The sequence below is a fragment of the Pseudoxanthomonas sp. LjRoot143 genome (assembly GCF_964252945.1).
GTDB lineage: Bacteria > Pseudomonadota > Gammaproteobacteria > Xanthomonadales > Xanthomonadaceae > Pseudoxanthomonas_A.
The window spans coordinates 760,376-780,646 of the sequence record NZ_CAXUPM020000001.1; the positions used below are offsets into that span (position 1 = coordinate 760,376).

The following is a 20,271-nucleotide window of genomic DNA, read 5'->3' on the forward strand; positions in this document are numbered from 1 at the left end:
CTCAGAATCCGAAGACTTCCTTGCCCAGCACGAAGATCGGCAAGGCGGCCAGCACGCCGTCGATGCGGTCCAGCACGCCGCCGTGGCCCGGGATCAGGTCGCCCGAGTCCTTGGCGCCGACATGCCGCTTGAGGAGGCTTTCGAACAGGTCGCCGACCACCGAGAACAGCACGGTGAAGATCGCCACGACCAGCACCCCGGCCAGTTGGCCGACGCCCGCGCCCGCGATCAGCGCGCCCACCGCCGCCACCAGCATGCCGGCGGCCAAGCCGCCCAGCAGGCCTTCCAGCGTCTTGTTGGGGCTGATCCGCGGTGCCAGCTTGCGGCCCGCGAACCAGCGGCCGCCGAAGTGCCGACCCGCGAAGTAGGCACCGCTGTCGGCCGCCCAGACGATGGCCAGGGCGACGAACAACCAGATGTGGCCGTTCGGCTGCGACGAGTGGATCAGCCCCAGCGCGCACCAGGCGGGCACCACGGCGAGCGTGCCGGCGGCCAGCTTGAACACACGGGCCCAGGTTTCGTGGTCGGAGGCGAAGTTGAAGAAGCGCAGCCACAGCAGCGCCAGCAGCCACCAGGCCACACCCACCAGTGCCATCAGGCGCAGCGGCACCAGGTCGGTGGCATCGCCCGAGCCGCGCGACGCCCACACCAGCGCCACCATCACCAGCAGGTTGGCGGTCAGCAGCACGGTGCGCTGCAAGGTGTCGTCGATCTCGGCGAGCTTGAACCACTCCCACAGGCCGACCAGGAACACCAGCGCGGCCAGCATCGCCAGCCAGGACGTGGGTAGCAGCAGGATCGCGCCGATGGCGAAGGGCGCCATCACCAGTGCGGCGATGACACGGGTACGGGTCGCGCTCATGCGGGGGAGTCCTCGGTGGCGTCGCCGGAGACCTGGGCACTGGTCAGGCCGAAGCGGCGCTCGCGCTGCCCGAAGTCGTCCAGCGCGCGCTGCAGCAGCGCGGCGTCCAGGTCGGGCCACAGCACGTCGGTGAACCAGAGTTCGGTATACGCCAGCTGCCACAGCAGGAAGTTGCTGATGCGGTGGTCGCCGCCGGTGCGGATGAAAAGATCGGGGGGCGGCAGGTCGGCCAGTGCGACGTGCGCGCCGAGCGCGGCTTCGTCGATGTCCTCCGGCCGCAGCCGGCCGGCCGCGACGTCGGCGGCCAGTGCGCGTGCCGCGTGCGCGATGTCCTGGCGTCCGCCATAGCTGGCGGCGATGACCAGGTGCAGGCGCGCGTTCGCGTGGGTCAGGGCTTCGGCGGCGTCCATGCGGGCACGGATGTCGCTGGAGAAGCGGGTACGGTCGCCGATGAAACGCACCCGCACCTCGCGCCGGTGCAATTCGTCGACTTCGCGGTCGAGGGCGTTGAGGAACAGCTTCATCAGCGCGCCGACTTCTTCTTCCGGGCGTCCCCAGTTCTCGCTGGAGAACGCGAACAGGGTCAGCGCGCGGATGCCGCGCTCGAGGCAGAAATCGATGCAGACATTGACCGCGCGCGCACCGGCACGGTGGCCGATCACGCGCGGACGGCGACGGCGTTCCGCCCAGCGCCCGTTGCCGTCCATGATGACGGCCAGGTGGCGGGGCACGGACGCGGGGACGGCAGGGGACATGGCAGTCCTCAGACCGCCATCAGTTCCTGTTCCTTGGCCTTGACGACGTCATCGACGTCCTTGATGGACTTGTCGGTGAGCTTCTGGATCTCGTCCTCGGTCTTGCGCTCTTCATCCTCGGTGATCTGCTTGTCCTTCAGCAGGTCCTTGACCTGCTGGTTGGCATCACGGCGGATGTTGCGGATCGCGACCTTGGCGTCCTCGCCCTCGCTGTGGACGACCTTGGACAGCTCCTTGCGACGCTCTTCGGTGAGGGCGGGCAGGTTCAGGCGGATGGTGGTGCCGGCGGTATTCGGGGTCAGGCCCAGGTCGGAGGCCAGGATGGCCTTCTCGACCGCGCCGACCATCTGCTTCTCCCACGGGGTGATCGTGAGCGAGCGGGAATCGGAGATGGTCACCGTGGCGACCTGGCTCAGCGGCATGTCGGAGCCGTAGTAATTGACCTTCAGGTGCTCGACCAAGGCGGTCGACGCCCGGCCGGTGCGGACCTTCACCAGCGTGTGGCGGAGCGCCTCGATGCTCTTGGTCATGCGCGCCTGCGCGTCTTTCTTGATGTCGTTGAGCATCGCCCTTTCCGTTGCAAAGCCTGTAAACGACCGATTATAGGGCGATTCGCAGCCGCTGCCGACCGCCTGCCGGCCGTTCAGTGCGAATGATGCGGCGCCGCATCGTGCAGGTCGTGGCCGCAACCGGCGCCCCGTTCGATCTGCAGGGTGGCGTGGTTGATGCCGAAACGGTCGTCCAGTGCATGCACGGTGGCATCGATGAAAGCGTCGTGATCGTCCTCGCGCGCCCGTACCAGATGCGCCGTCAATGCGATCTCGTTGGCGCCCAGCGACCAGATGTGCAGGTGGTGCAGGGCCGAGACGCCTGGCTGTGCCAGCAGGAAGACGCGGACCTCGTCCGGGTCCACGCTGCCCGGCACGGCGTCCATGGCGGCGTCGAAGCTGTCGCGCAGCAGACCCCACGAGCCGACCGCTACCACGACCGCGATCAGCAGTGCAGTGGCGGGATCCAGCCACGCCCAGCCCAGGGTCGCCATGCCGATGCCCGCCAGGACGGCGGCGAGCGAGACGGCGGCATCCGCAAGCAGGTGAAGGAACGCGCCGCGCTTGTTGAGGTCGTGCGCATGCCCGTCCTTCACCAGCCAGGCCGCACCGAGGTTGACCAGAATGCCCAGCGAGGCGACCACGATGACCGGCGTGGCGGGAATCTCCGGCGGAGCGCTGAAGCGCCGGAAGGCCTCCCAGCCCAGCGCGCCGGAGAACACGACCAGCAGGACCGCGTTGGCGAGCGGCGACAGCAGCGTCGCGCGGCGCCAGCCGTAGGTGTGGCGGCCACTGGGCCGGCGGCCGGCGAGGGCCGCCGCCCCCCAGGCCAGCGCCAGTCCCAGCACGTCGCCCAGGTTGTGCAGCGCGTCCGACAGCAGCGCCAGCGAATTGGTGTGGAAGCCGTAACCGGCCTCGAGGGCGGTGTAGGCCAGATTGATCAGGGTGACCCAGGCGAAGGTACGCGTGGCCGATGCCTGTGGATGGGCGTGCGCCCCGTGCCCGTGGTGATGTCCGTGTCCCATGGCGGACTAGCGTGCCGGCCGCGGTGGCCGGACACTATTACAGCGGCGCAGGGAGCGCGCCGCGCCTCAGTTGCGACCCTTCACCAGCGTGCCGACATGCTCGCCGCGCAGGATGCGCATCAGGTTGCCGGGCACCGACAGGTCATAGATGCGCAGCGGTACGTCGCTGTCGCGGCACAGCGCGAACGCGGCGGTGTCCATCACCTGCAGATCGCGGGCGATGACGTCGTCGTAGGTGAGCTGGTCGTAGCGCACGGCGTCGGCGTGCTTGCTGGGGTCCTTGTCGTAGACGCCGTCCACCTTGGTGGCCTTCAGCAGCAGGTCCGCGCCGATCTCGATCGCGCGCAGCGCGGCGCCGGAGTCGGTGGTGAAGAACGGGTTGCCGGTGCCGGCCGCGAAGATGGCGATGCGGCCCTTCTCCAGGTGTCGGATCGCACGGCGGCGGATGTAGTCCTCGCACACGTCGTTGATCTTGATGGCGCTCATGACGCGGCACTTGGCGCCGAGCTTCTCCAGCGAATCCTGCATGGCCAGTGCATTGATGACCGTGGCCAGCATGCCCATCTGGTCGCCGGTGACGCGGTCCATGCCGCCGGCGGCGAGGCCAGCGCCGCGGAAGATGTTGCCGCCGCCGATCACCAGGCCGATCTCGGCGCCGGCGTCGCGCGCCTCGATGATCTCGCGGGCGATGCGGGTGATCACGACCGGGTCGATGCCGTAGTCCTCGGCCCCCATCAGCGCTTCGCCGGACAGTTTGAGCAGGATGCGGCGATAGGCGAGGGGAGCGGGCATGGGGTTCTCGGCGTGGGGGCAAACGCGGCAATTCTAGCCGAGAGCCCGGCCCTCAGTCGCCGGGTTCGTAGATCGCATAGAGCTTGCGCGCCGTTTCCAGCACTTCCCACGTGCCGGTGAAACCCGCCGGCACCACGAAACTCTGGCCGGCCTCCAGCGTCACCACCTCTTCACCGTCGTCGCCGCGCAGGCGGACGCGGCCACTGAGCAGGTGGCAGAACTCGTGCTCGGTGTACTGCACGCGCCAGGCACCCACCTCGCCTTCCCATACACCGCAATGGAACCGTTCGTCCTGCGACGAGTAGGCGTTGCCGACGGCCTGTTGCGGCTGGCCTGCCACCAGGCGTTCGGAGGCGACCGGTGCGCGCGTGGCGGCATCCGGTGTGTGCGGCACGACAACGATGCGGGGCATGGGCGGTACCTGGAGGGCGGGATGGCTATGATGGCGTCCTCTTTCCACTGTCATCAAGGAACGACCATGGCCGTGCGCACCCTGCAGGAATTCATCGCTTCGTCCCGCGAAAAGGACGCCAGCCCGGAGGCCTTCGAACTGGAGAGTCCGCATCTGCTCGAGGTCCGGCTGAACGGACTGGTCTGGGCCAAGGCCGGAGCCATGGTCGCGCGCAAGGGGGCGGTGAAATTCACCCGGCAGGGCGTGCTGGAGCAAGGCCTCGGCAACCTGCTGAAGAAGGCGGTCAGCGGCGAAGGCATGCAGCTGATGAAGATCGAGGGGCAGGGCCGCGTCTACCTGGCCGATGCCGGCAAGCGGATCACGCTGTTGCGCCTGGCCGGCGAGTCCATCTTCGTCAACGGCAACGACGTGCTGGCGGTCGAGTCGGGCATCGAGAGTCGCATCACCATGATGCGCAAGGTCGCCGGCATGCTGTCGGGCGGCCTGTTCAACGTGCGCCTGAGCGGCCACGGCATCGTGGCCATCACCTCGCACTACGAGCCGCTGACGCTGCCGGTGAACGCGCAGACCGGGCCGGTGTTCACCGATCCCAATGCGACGGTCGCGTGGTCGGGCAGCCTGACGCCGGAAATCATCACCGACATCTCGCTGGGCACGCTGCTGGGGCGCGGCTCAGGGGAAAGCATCCAGTTGCGCTTCGCAGGCGAAGGCTGGGTGGTCGTGCAGCCGTACGAGGAAGTGGCGCTGCAGCCGCGGCAGTAACCGCGGTGCGGTGGCGCCGGCTCAGGCGCTGGCGCCCACCGAGACGCGGTTGCGTCCTTCACGCTTTGCGCCATACAGCGCCTCGTCGGCGGCGCGCAGCAGGTCGTCGACATGGCGGAACTGCTCCAGCGTGCCCTGCGTGGCGAGGCCGGCGGAGAAGGTGATGTGCAGCGGCTGGCCATTGACGTGGGCCATGGCGGAGCCTGCCACTTCGGACAGGATGCGCCGCACCACGTGCGCGGCGGCTTCTTCGTTGATGCCGGGCAGTACCACCAGGAACTCCTCGCCGCCGTAGCGGGCGACGATGTCGCTGCTACGCACGTGCCGCATCAGCGACTTGGCGAAGTTGCGCAGCACCTCGTCGCCGACCAGGTGGCCCCAGCGGTCGTTGACCTGCTTGAAGTCGTCCAGGTCGATGAAGGCGATCGACAGCGGCCAGCCATGGCGCGTGGCGGCGTCGAACTCCTTCTCCAGCACTTCTTCCAGCTGGCTGCGGTTGTAGGCGCCGGTCAGCGGATCGCGGCGGACCTCCTCGGCCAATCGGCGTGCGCGGTCCTCGTGTTCGTCGGCCTCCTTGCGCGCGCGTGCGGCTTCCTGGATCTCTCGCAGGTTGCGCACCACCAGCAGCTCGCGCGCTTGATCCAGCAACGCCTGGATGCGGGCGGGCGGCGCGGGCGGCACGTCGAACATCGTGCACACCTCGGGCAGGGCCGCGAGCATGTCTTCGGTCAGCGCGAGGAAGGTCGCATAGTCCAGTCCGAGCCGCGTTGCGGCCTGCAGGGCGGCCTGCCGGTGGGCTTCTTCGGTGTGCGCTTCGTCCGCGCCCGCCAGCCAGATGTCGGCGACGTGGCCGGACACGGCGACGCATGCGTTGAATGTGGTGTCGGAGGCCGGCGTCTCGCTCTCCATGATGGCTTCGCGCAGCAGCGCCGGCAGGTTCCATTGCCGCGCCAGCCAGCCGCCGACGGCGGCGTGGTCGCAGCCCAGCAGCTCGCGCTCGGCCGCCAGCAACGCCGCGTTGTCCTCGGCCCGCTCGACGAGCCGTGCGTAGTCGTCGCCCAGCACTTCCATCAGGGCGAGGACGCCGATGTCCTGCAGCAGGCCGGCCAGCATCAGTTCCTCGGCCTTGCGCAGGCCGGCGTGCTGGCCCAGCAGGCGGCATGCCAGCGCGGCGATCACGCTGCGGCGCCAGACGCGCTCCTGCGCGACCGGATGGGTGCCGCTGCCGCAGCGCGCCAGCGAGAAGCCCAGTGCCAGCGTCAGCGTGGCGTTGAGTCCGAGCACCGTCAGTGCCTGCGACAGGTTCTCGACACGGCGACGGCTGGCGTAGAGCGGAGAGTTGGCGATGCGCAGCATGCGCGCGCTGAGCGCGGCGTCCAGGCCGATCGCATCGGCAGCCGTCGCCATCACCACCTCGGGATCCTGCGCAAGTTCGATGATGCGCAACGCCACGCCCGGCGGGCTGGGCAGGTTGCGGCAGTTCGAGAGCTGGGATTCGAGTTCGGGACGCATCCGGGTGCGCACTACGCTGAAGGAAAGTGGCGGGCAGCATGCCAGCAAAGCGTGACGGAATGTCAGCTTTGTAAACAATTTCGGCGCAGGATCGGCAAACTTTAGTCGCGGGCGACGAGCGGTCGTGCGACGCGACGACGCAGGTAGCGTGTATCGCAGCAAAAGAAAAAGCCGCGGTTTCCCGCGGCTTTCCCGGTGAAGCGGTGAGGTTGGCTTACGCCAGGCCCGCCTGCTTCATCACTTCGGCGGCGTAGTCTTCCACCACCTTCTCGATGCCTTCGCCGACCACCAGGCGCTGGAAGCCGATCACGTCGGCGCCGGCGGCCTTGACCACCTGCTCGACCGACTTGTCGCTGTCCAGCACGTACGGCTGGCCGTACAGGGTCACTTCGTTGACGATCTTGTTGATCTTGCCGGAGATGATCTTCTCCAGGATGTCGGCCGGCTTGGCCTTGTCCTTGTCCGACATCTTGGCCAGCTCGATTTCCTTTTCCTTCGCCACGAACTCGGCCGGCACGTCGGCGGCCTTGTTGTGCGGCGGGTTCATCGCGGCGATGTGCATCGCCAGGCCGCGGGCCAGCTCGGCGTCGCCGCCCTTGACCTCGACCAGCACGCCGATCTTGCCGCCGTGCACGTAGGCCGCGACATTGTTGGCGCTGTCGATGGCGACCAGGCGACGGATCTGCATGTTCTCGCCCAGCTTGGCGATGGCGGCGGCGCGCGCTTCTTCGACGGTCTCACCCGAGGCCAGCTTGGCGCTCTTCAGCGCTTCCACATCGGCGGCACCCGAGGTCAGCGCGGCCTGCGCGATGGCGTCGGTGAAGGCGATGAAGTTGGCGTCCTTGGCGACGAAGTCGGTCTCGGAGTTGATCTCGACCAGCACGGCCTTGCCGCCGTCCTGGGCCACGGCCACGCGGCCTTCGGCGGTGACGCGGTCGGCCTTCTTGTCGGCCTTGGCCAGACCCGACTTGCGCAGCCATTCGGCCGCGGCGTCGATGTCGGCGTTGTTCTCGGTGAGCGCCTTCTTGCACTCCATCATGCCGGCGCCGGTGCGCTCGCGCAGTTCCTTGACCAGGGAAGCGGTGATTTCCACGGGATTACCTCGGTTTAGATTGGCAAAGCCCCTCTCCCGTCGGGAGAGGGGTTGGGGTGAGGGTCCGGCGGAACCACGACGCCTGCAGCGTCGACATGCTTGCCGCACCCTCATCCGCCCTTCGGGCACCTTCTCCCGACGGGAGAAGGGAAAAACATGGCCGCCGCGCAGCATGGCGCGGCGGCATTGCAGCCGGGTTACTCGGCAGCGGCTTCGTCGGACTTCTTGCCGGCGGCCTTCTTGGCCGGGGCGCGACGGGCACCCTTGTCGTCGCCGCCTTCGGCGAACTCTTCCTCGCGCACGGTGGCGGCGTTCGGCGACGCGGCCTTGCCTTCCAGCACGGCGTCGGCGGCGGCGCGGGCGTACAGCTGCACGGCGCGGATGGCGTCGTCGTTGCCGGGGATGGCGTAGTCGACCAGGGCCGGGTCGTAGTTCGAGTCGACCACCGCGATCACCGGGATGCCGAGCTTCTTGGCTTCCTTGATGGCGATGTCTTCATGGCCGATGTCGATGACGAACAGGGCGTCCGGGAGGCGGTTCATTTCCTTGATGCCGCCCAGCGAGGCCAGCAGCTTCTCGCGCTCGCGGCGCAGGCCCAGCACTTCGTGCTTGACCAGCTTTTCGAACGTGCCGTCGGTTTCGGCGGCTTCCAGTTCCTTCAGGCGGGCGACCGACTTCTTCACGGTGGCGAAGTTGGTCAGCGTGCCGCCCAGCCAGCGCTGGGTCATGAACGGCATGCCGCAACGCTCGGCTTCTTCCTTCACGGCTTCGCGCGCGCTGCGCTTGGTGCCCAGGAACAGGATGGTGCCGCGCTTCTGCGCGACGCCCGAGATGAAGTTCATCGCGTCGTTGAACAGCGGAACGGTCTTCTCGAGGTTGATGATGTGGATCTTGCCGCGGGCACCGAAGATGTACGGCGCCATCTTGGGGTTCCAGTAGCGGGTCTGGTGGCCGAAATGGACGCCGGCTTCCAGCATCTGGCGCATGGTGACTTGAGGCATTGCAATGACTCCATCGAAGGGGAACCCACCGTCCGGTTCAATGGAGGACGGTGCCCGTGAGGGCGGGGTTCCGGGGTTGGGCCTCCCTGCGGCTTCCGTGTCCGAACCCTTCAGCGAAGGGCACCCCGGCACGGGTTGGGGCAGCAGGTGTGGATTCGTCGGTGTCGCCCGACGTGGACGGTCCGGCCGGGCAGGCCCGGGCGCGAAGCCGCGGGATTATAGCGGCCTTTCCCGCGCTGCCGCAAACCGCCCGATCCCCGTGGACGGGCGCGGGGAGCCCTGGCCGTTCAGCCCGGGCGCCAAATGGGGGATAATCGGCCAATGGCCATCCAGCTCAAGACCCCCGAAGACCTCGCCCAGATGCGCATCGCCGGCCGCCTCGCCGCCGAAGTGCTCCAGGTAGTCGCCCCGCACGTGAAGCCGGGCGTGACCACCGCCGAACTGGACCGCATCTGCCACGATCACATCGTCAACGTGCAGAAGGCGATTCCGGCCAACGTGGGCTACAAGGGCTTCCCGGCCACGGTCTGCACCTCCGTCAATAACGTCATCTGCCACGGCATCCCCAGCGAGGGGAAGGTGCTGAAGGATGGCGACATCCTCAACATCGACGTCACCGTCATCAAGGACGGCTGGCATGGCGACACCAGCCGCATGTACATCGTCGGCACGCCGTCGGTGATGGCGAAACGCCTGGTGGACGTGACCCGCGAGGCCATGTTCCGCGGCATCCGCGCGGTGAAGCCGGGCGCCACCCTGGGCGACGTCGGTCATGCGATCCAGCAGTACGCCGAAGGCGAGCGCTTCAGCGTGGTGCGCGAGTATTGCGGCCACGGCATCGGCAAGGTCTACCACGACGAGCCGCAGGTGCTGCATTACGGACGCCCCGGCGAGGGCGTGGTGCTGAAGCCCGGCATGACCTTCACCATCGAGCCGATGATCAACGAGGGTGCGCGCCACACCAAGGTGCTGCCCGACGGCTGGACCGTGGTGACCAAGGACCGCAAGCTGTCCGCGCAGTGGGAACACACCGTGGCGGTGACCGAGGACGGCGTCGAGATCCTGACCCGCGTGCCGGGCGACGACAACGACCTGTGAGTATCCCGACAGCCGCGAACGGACAGGCGACGCGGCTTCCGGATATCGGCCCGGACGTCGCCGATGACGCGGCCTGGTCGGCGGCGGCACGCGCGTCGCTCGGCCAGACCGACGCGCGACTGGACAAGCGTTTCGACCAGGACGACGGCATGGACCGCATCCTCGCGCTGCGCGCGCGGGCGGTCGACCATCTGCTGAAGGACGCGTGGCTGCGCTGCATCCCCACGGATGCGCCGATGGCGTTGTTCGCGGTCGGTGGTTACGGGCGGGGCGAACTGTTCCCGCACTCCGACGTCGACGTGCTGGTGCTCGCTGCGGCGGACGTGCAGCAGGCCCATCACGGCGCGGTGGCGCGGCTGTTCGCCCTGCTGTGGGATGCCGGCCTGCCGATCAGCCACAGCGTGCGCTCGGCAGGCGAGTGCACGGCCGCGGCGGCGGCCGACCAGAGCGTGCTGACCGCGCTGATCGAGGAGCGGCTGATCGTCGGCGAACCCGTCGACGAAGGCCTGTTGATCGACGCCATCGGCCCGGCACGGGTCTGGCCGCCGCGCGACTTCTTCGTCGCCAAGCGCGAGGAACTGCGCCTCCGTCATGCGCGGTTCGGCGACACGTCCGACAACCTCGAGCCCAATATCAAGGAAGGCCCCGGCGGCCTGCGCGACCTGCACACGCTGGGCTGGATGGCGCTGCGCACGTTCGGTGTGCGCGACCTGGAAGCGCTGGTGGGCCTGGGCCACCTGGGCCCCGACGAAGCCGTCGCGCTGGCACGCGAGCGCCGCGCGCTGGGACGCCTGCGCTACGGCCTGCACCGGGTCGCGGGCCGACCGGAAGAACGCCTGCGCTTCGATTACCAGAAGACGCTGGCGCAACGGCTGCGGTTTGCCGACGACGCCGAGAACCTCGGCGTCGAGAAGATGATGCAGGGCTTCTACCGTAGCGCTGCCATCGTGCGGCGGATCAGCGACCGCCTGCTGCAGCGGTTCGAGGAACAGTTCGACGGCGAGGCGTTGCCGGAGCCGCTGGACGAGCACTTCGCGCTGCGTCGCGGTTACCTCGCCGCGCGCCAGGGCGGCTGGCCGGCGAACGATGTCGGGCAGGTCTTCGCCCTGTTCGCCGCGTGGGCAGCCCATCCCCAGATTCGCGGCCTGCATTCGCGCACCGCCCGCGCGCTGGCGGAGTCGCTGCCGAAGCTGTCCGCCTATCCCGCGGCCACGCGGGCGCAGCGTGATGCCTTCATGGCCCTGCTGCGCGGTCCGCGCGCGGTGGAAACCCTCACCCGCATGGCCAGGCTCGGCGTGCTGGGGCAGTGGATCCCGGCGTTCGCGCGCGTGTCCGGGCGCATGCAGTTCGACCTGTTCCATGTCTACACCGTCGACCAGCACACGCTGATGGTGTTGCGGAACATCGCCGCCTTCGCTGCGGGCCGTGCGGACGAGCGCTTCTCCATCGCGCATGAGGTCTGGCCGCGCCTGCGCAAGCCGGAACTGCTGCTGCTGGCGGGCCTGTTCCACGACATCGCCAAGGGGCGCGGCGGCGACCACTCGGAACTGGGTGCGGTGGATGCGCGCGAGTTCTGCGCGGCACATGCGCTCAGCGAGGGCGACACCGCACTGGTGGCATGGCTGGTGGAGCAGCACCTGCGCATGTCGGTGACGGCGCAGAAGCAGGACATCTCCGATCCCGACGTCATCCACGCCTTCGCCGTCCTAGTCGAGGATCGCGAGCGTCTCGATTACCTTTACCTGCTGACGTGTGCGGACATAGCCGGCACCAGTCCCAAGCTGTGGAACGCATGGAAGGACCGGCTGCTGGCCGACCTGTATTTCGCCGCGCGCCGCGTGCTGCGCGAGGGTCTGGAAAACCCGGTGGCGGTGCACGAGCGGCTGGACGAAGCGCGCGGCAGCGTCCGCGCCATGCTGGAACTGCAGGGCCTGTCGGCGGCGCAGGCGGATGCGTTGTTCACCACCATGCCGGAGGAGAGCTTCCTTCGTTTCCGTCCCGAACAGCTGGCCTGGCAGGCGCATGCCATCCGCGGCGCGAATGCCGGCGAGACGCGGGTACGCGCGCGCCGCATCGCCGACGACGCGGACGCGATGGAAGTGTTCGTGCATTCGCCCGACCGTGACGGCCTGTTCGCCGCCATCCTCGCGACCCTCGACCGCATGGGCTTCGCCATCCACCAGGCACGCGTGCTGGTGGGGCCGCAGGGCGCGATCTTCGATACGTTCGAAGTGCTGCCGGCCGATGCGTACGCGCCGCGGGATCCCGACGACATCGAGCGCACGCTCGGCGAGGCGCTGGCGCGCCCGCTCGACAGCGTGCGCACCTCGCGCCGCGCCGTACCGCGGCAGCTCAAGCATTTCCGGTTCGCGCCGCGCATCGAGTTCGGCACCACGCCCGACGGGCGACGCACCATGCTCGGGCTGGTCGCGCCCGACCGTCCCGGCCTGCTGTCGGACGTGGCCCAGGTGCTGCGCCGGCAGGGATTGCGCGTGCACGACGCGCGCATCGCGACCTTCGGCGAGCGCGCCGAGGACGTGTTCCAGATCACCGACGAGCACGACCAGCCGCTCACCGACACTTCCCAGCAGGACGCGCTGCGCGATGCGCTGCGCGTCGGCCTCGAGACTCCCCCCTAACACGTATCCGGCAGACCGTTTGATGACCCGCAAAGCCAGCAAGACCGAAGAACTGAAGTCCACCATCGAGAGCGCGTTCGAGCGTCGCGCGGAACTGACGCCGCACGAGATCGAAGGCTCCACCCGCGCCGCCGTCGAGCTGGCCATCGAGGGCCTGGAAGCCGGCAAGCTTCGCGTGGCCGAGCCTGACGGCAAGGGCGGCTGGAAGGTCAACGAGTGGCTGAAGAAAGCCGTGCTGCTGTATTTCCGCGTCAACGAAATGGAACTGGTCGAAGCCTATCCCGCGCCGTTCTGGGACAAGGTGGAAGCGCGCTTCGGTGCGTTCGACGAGAACGACTTCCGCAAGCTCGGCGTGCGCGTGGTTCCCGGTGCGATCGCGCGCCGCGGCACGTACTTCGGCAAGGACGTGGTGCTGATGCCGAGCTTCGTCAACATCGGCGCGTACGTGGGCGAGGGCACCATGGTCGATACCTGGGCGACGGTCGGTTCGTGCGCGCAGATCGGCAAGCATTGCCATCTGTCCGGCGGTGCCGGTATCGGTGGCGTGCTGGAACCGCTGCAGGCCAGCCCGACCATCATCGAGGACCACTGCTTCATCGGTGCGCGCTCCGAAGTCGTCGAAGGCGTGGTGGTCGGCCACCACAGCGTGATCGGCATGGGCGTGTTCATCGGCCAGTCCACGCGCATATACAACCGTGCGACGAAGGAAATCACCTACGGCTACGTGCCGCCGGGCAGCGTCGTCGTCTCCGGCTCGCTGCCGGCCGCCGACGGTTCGCACTCGCTGTACTGCGCGGTGATCGTCAAGCAGGTCGACGAGAAGACGCGGAGCAAGACCAGCGTCAACGAACTGCTGCGCGGTCTCGCGGACTGAGCGCAGTCGCGGTGCCGTGGTCTGGCGTGGCGGGATCGATTTCAATGTCGTTCTATGGGTATTGACGTGAGGAAAGTCCAATGTCGACCCGCAACGTTCTCATCTATGTGCTGCTGTTCCTGCTGATCGGAACCAACGCGCTTTGGTGGGTCGCCGGCCGGCACCAAGGAGCCACCGAGGGCGAGGTCTTGTCGAATGCGGCGACCTCGTCCAATCCCGACTGCTATCCCGACCAGGTGGCTTGGGACATCTCCCGTCGCCAGATGGTGCCCTTGATTGCGGCGGTGCAGGCGGCAGGTGCGGATGGCGCCAGTCGTCAGTCCATCGTCGATGCCGTCCGGCGTGCTGCCGACAATCCCGATGCAGTGCGTCGCAAGATGGTGTGCATGGAACGCGATGGTGTGGAGCGCGTTGGCGCCATCGGACTCCAGTTCGACGACCACGGTCGCCTGAGAGGCGCGACCACGGTCATGTGTCCGTACTGATCAGCGCGGCTCACGGATGACCGTCGTGGCCCTGCGGTAACATCGTCGGCGGCACCCTGCGAACAATCGGATCATGACGGCGACGCTCTACGGTTTGAAGAACTGCGACACCTGCAAGAAGGCTACGAAGTGGCTGGACCGCTTCGGCGTGGCCTATTCGTTCATCGACTACCGCGACAACCGGCAGGCACCCGAGACGCTGAAGGGCTGGGCAGACAAGGCTGGTGGCTGGGACGCGCTGATCAACAAGTCGTCGACGACGTGGCGGCAGTTGCCGGAGAACCGAAAGACGCCGGGCTCCGACGCGGAGTGGAAGTTGTTGCTGAAGGAGTATCCGCAGCTCATCCGCCGCCCCGTGGTGATCGGTGGCGTGGCGGGCTTTTCACAGGGCTTCAGCGACAATGGCTTCAAGAAGCAGTTCGGAGCCGAATCGTGAGCGATGTCGTCGAGCTTTCCAGCGAACTGATCCGCCGTCATTCGGTGACACCGGACGATGCAGGCTGCCAGCAGGTGCTGGCGACGCGGCTGGCGCAGTGGGGGTTCCAGTGCGAACACCTGCGCTTCGGCGATACCGACAATCTCTGGGCAACGCACGGGTCGGGCTCACCGGTGCTGGTGCTGCTCGGCCATACCGACGTGGTGCCGCCGGGGCCGCTGTCCGCGTGGACCAGCGATCCCTTCGTGCCTACCGTGCGCGATGGCGTGCTGTACGGGCGCGGCACCGCCGACATGAAGTGCAGTGTGGCCGCGTGCACGATCGCGCTGGAGCGCTTCGTCGACGCGCATCCCGATCATCCGGGCACGGTCGCCCTGCTGGTCACGTCGGACGAGGAAGGTCCTGCACACGATGGTGTGAAGAAGGTCGCCGAGCTGTTCCGCGAGCGTGGACAGAAGATCGACTGGTGCATCACCGGCGAGCCTTCCTCGAAGGATGTGCTGGGTGACCTGTTGCGCGTGGGCCGCCGCGGCACGCTGACCGGCACGTTGCAGGTGCACGGCGTGCAAGGACATGTGGCCTATCCGCACAAGGCGCTCAACCCCATCCACAAGGCACTGCCTGCGCTGGACGAACTGGCGGCACGACAGTGGGACGAAGGCTACGAAACCTTCCCGCCGACCAGCCTGCAGATTTCCAACATCAACGCCGGCACCGGCGCCAGCAACGTCATCCCGGGCGAACTGCAGGTGGTGTTCAACCTGCGCTTCAATCCCAGTTGGACGGCGGAGAAGCTGGAGCAGGAGATCGAAGACATCTTCCGTCGGCACGGCGTCGACTACAGCATCCAGTGGCTGCGCGGCGGCGAGCCGTTCTACACGCCCGAAGGCCACCTGCGCGCCACCGCGCGTGCGGTGCTGGGCGAGTTCGCCGGTGCGCCGCCGGAGGAAAGCACCGCAGGCGGCACGTCGGATGCACGCTTCATCGCACCGCTCGGCGCGGAATGCATCGAAGTGGGGCCGGTCAACGCCAGCATCCACAAGGTCGACGAGAACATCCGCGTGGCCGACCTCGAGGCGTTGCCTGGCCTGTACCAGAAGCTGATCGAGCGGCTGATGCTGCCCGGGCAGCCCTCCTGACGCCGCCGGGCCGCCTTCTTCGCTTTCGGATGAAACAGTTGCCAAGCGCCCGGGCGAGCGGTTACGGTCGCTCCATGCCCTGCCGCACCGCCATCAATAACAACCGCAATAACCTGCGCCCGAACAACGGGACGCGGGCGATGCGGCTCTGCGACTAGGCAAAGAAAGACCTGCCGGATTCCAGAAACCCGCATCGCGAGATGCGGGTTTCTTCGTTTCCGGTCCCTGTTTCCGAACCCCACCAGGAGCTTCCTTCCATGTGTTCGATCTTCGGCATCTTCGGGCTGCAGCCCGGCGACGACGTCCAGGCCCTGCGACGGCAGTCGCTGGAGCTTTCGCAGAAGCAGCGCCATCGCGGTCCGGACTGGAGCGGCGTGTACCACGACGACGGCGCCATCCTGGTGCACGAGCGCCTGGCCATCGTCGATCCGGCGGGCGGATCCCAGCCGCTGCGCTCGGCCGATGGCGACCTGGTGCTGGCCGTGAACGGCGAGATCTACAACCATCGCGAGCTGAAGGCGGAACTGGCGCAGGACTATGCGTTCCAGACCGGCTCGGATTGCGAAGTGATCAATGCCCTGTATCGCGAAGACGAACCGGCTTCGTTCCTCAATCGACTCAACGGCATCTTCGCGTTCGCGTTATGGGACAAGGCGAAAGGGCGCGCGCTGATCGCACGCGATCCGATCGGGGTGTGCCCACTGTACTGGGGCCATGATCGCGAAGGCCGCCTGTGCGTCGCCTCGGAAATGAAGGCGCTGTCGCCGATCTGCGCCGACGTGGCGCAGTTTCCGCCGGGCCACTATTACGACACCGCCACGCGTGCGTTGGTGAAGTATTACGACACGGCCTGGCGCGACTACGCCGCCGTGGAAGGCGTGCAGGTACCGAAGGACGAACTGCGCGACGCGTTCGAGCGCGCCGTGCATCGCCAGCTGATGACCGACGTGCCGTACGGCGTGCTGCTGTCGGGCGGGCTGGATTCTTCGCTGGTCGCCGCCGTCGCCGCGCGCTATGCACGCCATCGCATCGAGGACAACGACAAGACCGAAGCCTGGTGGCCGCGCCTGCATTCCTTCGCCATCGGCCTGGAGGGTTCCCCCGATCTGGCCGCCGCCGAGATCGCCGCGAAGGCGCTGGGCACGGTGCACCACGGGTTCACCTACACCTTCCAGGAAGGCCTCGATGCGATCCCTGAAGTGATCCGTCATATCGAAACCTACGACGTCACCACCATCCGCGCGTCCACGCCGATGTACCTGCTGGCGCGCCGCATCAAGGCGATGGGGGTGAAGATGGTGCTGTCGGGCGAAGGCAGCGACGAGATCTTCGGCGGCTACTTGTACTTCCATAAGGCGCCGAACGCGCGCGAGTTCCATGAGGAACTGGTGCGCAAGCTGGATGCCCTGCACAACTACGACTGCCTGCGCGCCAACAAGTCGATGATGGCCTGGGGCGTGGAGCCGCGCGTGCCGTTCCTCGACGTCGAATTCCTCGAGGTCGCAATGAAGATGGATGCCGCGCACAAGATGATCGACAAGGCTTCTGCCGGTGCGCAGCGCATGGAGAAGGGCGTGCTGCGCGAGGCGTTCGACGGCTACCTGCCGGAGTCGATCCTGTGGCGGCAGAAGGAGCAGTTCAGCGACGGCGTCGGCTACGGCTGGATCGACGGATTGAAGGCGCATGCCGAAGCGCAGGTCAGCGATCGCGAGCTGGCGGCGGCCGACAAGCGCTTCCCGGTCAATCCGCCGCAGACCAAGGAAGCGTATTTCTACCGCACGCTGTTCGAACAGCACTATCCGGGCCAGGCCTGCGCGGAGACGGTACCGGGCGGCAAGTCGATCGCCTGTTCGTCGCCGGCCGCCATCGCGTGGGATGCGAGCTTCGCGAAGATGGCCGATCCATCAGGTCGCGCCGTCGCCGGCGTGCACGCGGCCGCGCACGTGGCCGCGTCGACATGACGCCGTCCGAACTGGTGCGCGAGTGGGTTCGTCGCTTCAACGCGGCGGATGTCGACGGACTGGCAGCGCTGTATGCGGAAGATGCGGTCAACCACCAGGTGGTAACCGATCCGCTGCACGGCCGCGAGGCGATCACGGCCATGTTCCGCACCGAATTCGGTCGCGCCACGATGGTATGCATCCTGGAAAACCTGTTCGAGGATGGCGAGTGGGCCATCCTCGAATGGCGCGATCCGCTCGGCCTGCGGGGCTGCGGGTTCTTCCACGTGCGCGATGGACGGATCGTGTTCCAGCGCGGTTATTTCGACCAGCTCAGCTTCTTCCGGCAGCAGGGGCTGCCGGTACCTTCGCATTACCTCGGCTGAGCGTTGGTCGGGCGCAGCGTCAGCGTATGGGTCGCGGCGCCGGGCAGGAATGGCGTCGGACGGCCATGGACCCAGTCGTCGTGGCCGGCGCCCCAGAACGGCGACATCGGGTGGCCGCTCTGGCCGCCCGGCATGTGGATGATGCCGTCGGCCTCGTGGCCGGGCGACACCACCATGCGTTCGGACGCGCCGAACGCCGGTCCCTGCACGCGTGGCATGGCGCCGTCACCGGCCAGCGGTTCGCCGGGCATGCACAGCTTCGGCTTGAGGAAGGCGGGCAGGGCGTTGGCCAGCGGGTGGCAGATCTTCGCGGTGTTGCGTTCGCCCCAGCGGCGCTCGGCCAGTGGACCCTGGCCGGCGAGGTCGTCGCGGACTTCCTTCGCCGCATCCTCGAGCAGCGCATCCCAGGTTGGGTAGCGGCGCGACAGCAGGTGCGCGGGGCGCTGTTCCAGCAACGGCCACACCGCGCCCTCCAACTGCGGCAGGTCGGGCATGACGAAGTCGTCGCCCAGCGCCGCTTGGGCGGGCGCGGTCAGGCCATCGGCGATGCGCGCATGCACGGCCAGGCGCCAGGCACGCACCAGCCGGTAGCTCACCGAGTCGACGCTGGCGACGCCCTCCCAGGTCCTGCCGGCATCGGCGAGCGCCTTGATCGATGCGTTGGCGGGCTGCCGCTTCGCTTCGTCCTGCAGCAGCTGCCACCAGCGCTGCAGGAACAGCGCCCGGTCGTCGAGCTGGATCGCCAGCAGGTCCTGCTCGGTGAACCGCTCCTTTGCCAGCAGGCCGTCGCGGATCTGCTGCGCGCGTGCGCCCAGCGCGTAGCCGCCATCGCCGACGCGGTCGAGTGCGGCGCCATCCAGCACGCGCGCGTTCGCCGTCCACAGGCGGTGGCTCGTCTGCGAGGTCAGTACCGGCGACAGCTGGCTGGAAATGACCCAGGGCCGGCAGCTGCCCGGCGCCAGGGGGGCTGCATCGTCCTCGGGTGCAGCGGGCGCGAGTTCCAGCGTATGCGGGCAGGACGCCGCGCGCGACGGCAGCGGACCGAGGATGCGCCAGGCGATGCGGCCGTTGTGGTCGGCGATGACCAGGTTCTGCGCCGGGGTCGCGGTGCGTTGCGCGACGGACAACGCGGCGGACAGATCGCCGGCCGCGGCGAAATCCGCCAGCCCGAAGTTCAATGAGCCCGGCTGGTGCGCGACCCAGCGCAACGCCAGCGCCGGCTGTTTGCCTTTCGCCGCATGGATGATCGGCCCGTAGCGCGTTTCCGGCATGTCCAGCGTCACCGGCTCGGCGCCGGCGACCTCGATCGTTTCGGCATGGTGCTCGACCGCGTCGCAGGTCTCCGCGGCATCGCCCTTGCCGCAGGGCTTCACCGGATACCAGTCCGCCGTGTCCGCGTAGCTGTTGGTGAAACCCCATGCCACGTGCCCATTGCTGCCCACGATGACCGCCGGCAGGCCGGGCAGGCTGAAGCCCGAGACATCGACCTTGCCACCGGGCGCGCGCGGATCCGGATAGCGCAGGCGCACGCGGAACCAGATGTTCGGCGCGCGCAGCCCCAGGTGCATGTCGTCGGCGACGATGGCGCGGCCGTCCGCCGTCAGCGCACCCGCCACGGCCCAGTTGTTGCTGCCCGGCGTGCCCTTGTCGGCCAGGCGCTGGTGCGTAACGGTTTCCGGCATCGGCAGCGTACGCAGGTCGACCTGGTCGGCGGTCGGCAGGGGTGCGTTGCCGCGCGGTTCACCCTGCAGGGCCGCATCCCATTCGGTGCCATCGTGGGTCAGCAGCGCATACAACGCAGGCGGGACCTGGCGACGGATCTTCCACAGGCCGAGCTCGCGCACGTTGTCCGCGTCCTGCAGGTCGAAATACATGGCGTAGCCGGCCAGCGCGGAGTCGGCCACTTCCCAGGCGCGCGGCGACTGCCGCAGCAACAGGTACGGCCAGGGTCGCGACTTCAGGGCGCCGAGGCCGTCGTTCACGCCGTCGGCATAGGCCTGCAGCTGCGGCATGCGGTCGCCGGCGAATCCGTCGAGCGATGCGGTCGCGCGCGCCCGCATGCGGTGCATCCGTCGTGATGTGTCCATGTCCACCGCGATGGAGCCGAACAGGCCGGACAGCTCACCGGCGGAGCTGCGCCGCATCAGGTCCATCTCGAAGTAGCGTTCCTGCGCGTGCACGAAGCCGAGCGCACGCACGGCGTCGGTTTCGCTGGCGGCCTCGATGGTCACCACGCCCAGCGCATCGCGCTGGATGCTCACGGGCGCGGACAGCCCGGGCAGCGCCTGTTCGCCATCGAGTCGGGCGAGGCTGCCCCGCATCAGCCACCACGCCACCAGCAACGCCACGACAACCAGGGCCAACAGCAGCAGCGCGATGCGCCGGGTCCACTTCAGCATTGCGGAGTCCTTGCGGTAAAGGCGTGGCGGGTGGCCGGATTATTCCACGGAAGCCAAGGCCATCACCGCCGTGCCGCGACGCCGAACGAGACTGATTCCGATTCGGTCATCGC

18 protein-coding genes and 1 pseudogene are annotated in these 20,271 nt (G+C 68.0%); 9 read left to right on the forward strand and 10 right to left on the reverse strand.

Features of this window, described 5'->3' with window-relative positions:
- Position 1: 1 nt before the first annotated feature.
- From ACSQ1W_RS03580 to ACSQ1W_RS03605, 6 genes are all read right to left on the reverse strand, one after another.
- On the reverse strand, positions 2 to 862 hold the full coding sequence (locus ACSQ1W_RS03580) for a phosphatidate cytidylyltransferase (RefSeq protein ID WP_436041688.1): 861 nt from the start codon (positions 860 to 862) through the stop codon (positions 2 to 4).
- Entirely contained in the window at positions 859 to 1,617 is a 759-nt protein-coding gene (gene uppS / locus ACSQ1W_RS03585) for a polyprenyl diphosphate synthase (RefSeq protein WP_436041689.1), read from the reverse strand. The genes ACSQ1W_RS03580 and uppS overlap by 4 nt, the downstream gene beginning before the upstream one ends.
- Positions 1,618 to 1,625: 8 nt before the next feature.
- On the reverse strand, positions 1,626 to 2,183 hold the full coding sequence (gene frr / locus ACSQ1W_RS03590; RefSeq protein WP_192269591.1) for a ribosome recycling factor: 558 nt from the start codon (positions 2,181 to 2,183) through the stop codon (positions 1,626 to 1,628).
- A gap of 77 nt (positions 2,184 to 2,260) precedes the next feature.
- On the reverse strand, positions 2,261 to 3,190 hold the full coding sequence (locus ACSQ1W_RS03595; protein WP_192269588.1) for a cation diffusion facilitator family transporter: 930 nt from the start codon (positions 3,188 to 3,190) through the stop codon (positions 2,261 to 2,263).
- A 66-nt stretch (positions 3,191 to 3,256) separates the two neighbouring features.
- Entirely contained in the window at positions 3,257 to 3,982 is a 726-nt protein-coding gene (gene pyrH / locus ACSQ1W_RS03600) for a UMP kinase (protein ID WP_192269585.1), read from the reverse strand.
- A 52-nt stretch (positions 3,983 to 4,034) separates the two neighbouring features.
- Positions 4,035 to 4,394, reverse strand: a complete 360-nt coding sequence (locus ACSQ1W_RS03605; RefSeq protein WP_436041690.1) for a cupin domain-containing protein — start codon at positions 4,392 to 4,394, stop codon at positions 4,035 to 4,037.
- A gap of 66 nt (positions 4,395 to 4,460) precedes the next feature.
- Between ACSQ1W_RS03605 and ACSQ1W_RS03610 the strand changes: the two genes are divergently transcribed.
- Positions 4,461 to 5,156 carry an AIM24 family protein gene (locus ACSQ1W_RS03610; protein ID WP_436041691.1) on the forward strand — a complete coding sequence of 232 codons (696 nt, stop codon included), beginning with the start codon at positions 4,461 to 4,463 and terminating at the stop codon, positions 5,154 to 5,156.
- 21 nt (positions 5,157 to 5,177) lie between these two features.
- On the opposite strand, the gene ACSQ1W_RS03615 is transcribed toward ACSQ1W_RS03610, so the two are convergent.
- From ACSQ1W_RS03615 to rpsB, 3 genes are all read right to left on the reverse strand, one after another.
- The gene (locus ACSQ1W_RS03615) at positions 5,178 to 6,668 is read right to left on the reverse strand and encodes an HDOD domain-containing protein (RefSeq protein WP_436041692.1); all 1,491 of its coding nucleotides are present in this window, start codon (positions 6,666 to 6,668) and stop codon (positions 5,178 to 5,180) included.
- Between the two features lie 214 nt (positions 6,669 to 6,882).
- Positions 6,883 to 7,761 (reverse strand): translation elongation factor Ts, encoded by an 879-nt coding sequence (tsf, locus tag ACSQ1W_RS03620; protein ID WP_192269573.1) that lies wholly within the window; start codon positions 7,759 to 7,761, stop codon positions 6,883 to 6,885.
- Between the two features lie 197 nt (positions 7,762 to 7,958).
- The gene (rpsB, locus tag ACSQ1W_RS03625; RefSeq protein WP_192269570.1) at positions 7,959 to 8,762 is read right to left on the reverse strand and encodes a 30S ribosomal protein S2; all 804 of its coding nucleotides are present in this window, start codon (positions 8,760 to 8,762) and stop codon (positions 7,959 to 7,961) included.
- A gap of 321 nt (positions 8,763 to 9,083) precedes the next feature.
- Between rpsB and map the strand changes: the two genes are divergently transcribed.
- The 8 genes and pseudogenes from map to ACSQ1W_RS03665 all read left to right on the forward strand — a co-directional run bounded on the left by map (position 9,084) and on the right by ACSQ1W_RS03665 (position 17,759).
- Positions 9,084 to 9,860 (forward strand): type I methionyl aminopeptidase, encoded by a 777-nt coding sequence (gene map / locus ACSQ1W_RS03630; protein WP_436041693.1) that lies wholly within the window; start codon positions 9,084 to 9,086, stop codon positions 9,858 to 9,860.
- Between the two features lie 2 nt (positions 9,861 to 9,862).
- Entirely contained in the window at positions 9,863 to 12,499 is a 2,637-nt protein-coding gene (gene glnD / locus ACSQ1W_RS03635) for a [protein-PII] uridylyltransferase (protein ID WP_436046084.1), read from the forward strand.
- A gap of 46 nt (positions 12,500 to 12,545) precedes the next feature.
- Positions 12,546 to 13,373 (forward strand): annotated as a pseudogene (gene dapD / locus ACSQ1W_RS03640) (2,3,4,5-tetrahydropyridine-2,6-dicarboxylate N-succinyltransferase); the annotation flags it as partial.
- Between the two features lie 80 nt (positions 13,374 to 13,453).
- Entirely contained in the window at positions 13,454 to 13,858 is a 405-nt protein-coding gene (locus tag ACSQ1W_RS03645) for a hypothetical protein (RefSeq protein WP_436041694.1), read from the forward strand.
- 73 nt (positions 13,859 to 13,931) lie between these two features.
- A complete protein-coding gene (locus ACSQ1W_RS03650) occupies positions 13,932 to 14,294 on the forward strand; it encodes a Spx/MgsR family RNA polymerase-binding regulatory protein (protein WP_436041695.1) in 363 nt (120 codons plus the stop codon).
- Positions 14,291 to 15,433, forward strand: a complete 1,143-nt coding sequence (gene dapE, locus ACSQ1W_RS03655) for a succinyl-diaminopimelate desuccinylase (protein WP_436041696.1) — start codon at positions 14,291 to 14,293, stop codon at positions 15,431 to 15,433. The genes ACSQ1W_RS03650 and dapE overlap by 4 nt, the downstream gene beginning before the upstream one ends.
- A gap of 257 nt (positions 15,434 to 15,690) precedes the next feature.
- Positions 15,691 to 17,394, forward strand: coding sequence for an asparagine synthase B (gene asnB, locus ACSQ1W_RS03660; protein ID WP_436041697.1), 1,704 nt, complete (start codon positions 15,691 to 15,693; stop codon positions 17,392 to 17,394).
- Positions 17,391 to 17,759, forward strand: a complete 369-nt coding sequence (locus ACSQ1W_RS03665) for a nuclear transport factor 2 family protein (RefSeq protein ID WP_436041698.1) — start codon at positions 17,391 to 17,393, stop codon at positions 17,757 to 17,759. Before asnB ends, ACSQ1W_RS03665 begins: the two co-directional genes overlap by 4 nt.
- On the opposite strand, the gene ACSQ1W_RS03670 is transcribed toward ACSQ1W_RS03665, so the two are convergent.
- A complete protein-coding gene (locus ACSQ1W_RS03670; protein ID WP_436041699.1) occupies positions 17,747 to 20,158 on the reverse strand; it encodes a penicillin acylase family protein in 2,412 nt (803 codons plus the stop codon). The two genes, ACSQ1W_RS03665 and ACSQ1W_RS03670, sit on opposite strands and share 13 nt — an antisense overlap.
- Positions 20,159 to 20,271 lie beyond the last annotated feature (113 nt).

Bases quoted from the DNA above. Each gene is read 5' to 3' on its own strand.
- ACSQ1W_RS03580 (WP_436041688.1), bottom strand. From the start codon at position 862: ATGAGCGCGACCCGTACCCGTGTCATCGCCGCACTGGTGATGGCGCCC.
- uppS (WP_436041689.1), bottom strand. From the start codon at position 1,617: ATGTCCCCTGCCGTCCCCGCGTCCGTGCCCCGCCACCTGGCCGTCATC.
- frr (WP_192269591.1), bottom strand. From the start codon at position 2,183: ATGCTCAACGACATCAAGAAAGACGCGCAGGCGCGCATGACCAAGAGC.
- ACSQ1W_RS03595 (WP_192269588.1), bottom strand. From the start codon at position 3,190: ATGGGACACGGACATCACCACGGGCACGGGGCGCACGCCCATCCACAG.
- pyrH (WP_192269585.1), bottom strand. From the start codon at position 3,982: ATGCCCGCTCCCCTCGCCTATCGCCGCATCCTGCTCAAACTGTCCGGC.
- ACSQ1W_RS03605 (WP_436041690.1), bottom strand. From the start codon at position 4,394: ATGCCCCGCATCGTTGTCGTGCCGCACACACCGGATGCCGCCACGCGC.
- ACSQ1W_RS03610 (WP_436041691.1), top strand. From the start codon at position 4,461: ATGGCCGTGCGCACCCTGCAGGAATTCATCGCTTCGTCCCGCGAAAAG.
- ACSQ1W_RS03615 (WP_436041692.1), bottom strand. From the start codon at position 6,668: ATGCGTCCCGAACTCGAATCCCAGCTCTCGAACTGCCGCAACCTGCCC.
- rpsB (WP_192269570.1), bottom strand. From the start codon at position 8,762: ATGCCTCAAGTCACCATGCGCCAGATGCTGGAAGCCGGCGTCCATTTC.
- map (WP_436041693.1), top strand. From the start codon at position 9,084: ATGGCCATCCAGCTCAAGACCCCCGAAGACCTCGCCCAGATGCGCATC.
- ACSQ1W_RS03645 (WP_436041694.1), top strand. From the start codon at position 13,454: ATGTCGACCCGCAACGTTCTCATCTATGTGCTGCTGTTCCTGCTGATC.
- ACSQ1W_RS03650 (WP_436041695.1), top strand. From the start codon at position 13,932: ATGACGGCGACGCTCTACGGTTTGAAGAACTGCGACACCTGCAAGAAG.
- asnB (WP_436041697.1), top strand. From the start codon at position 15,691: ATGTGTTCGATCTTCGGCATCTTCGGGCTGCAGCCCGGCGACGACGTC.
- ACSQ1W_RS03665 (WP_436041698.1), top strand. From the start codon at position 17,391: ATGACGCCGTCCGAACTGGTGCGCGAGTGGGTTCGTCGCTTCAACGCG.
- ACSQ1W_RS03670 (WP_436041699.1), bottom strand. From the start codon at position 20,158: ATGCTGAAGTGGACCCGGCGCATCGCGCTGCTGCTGTTGGCCCTGGTT.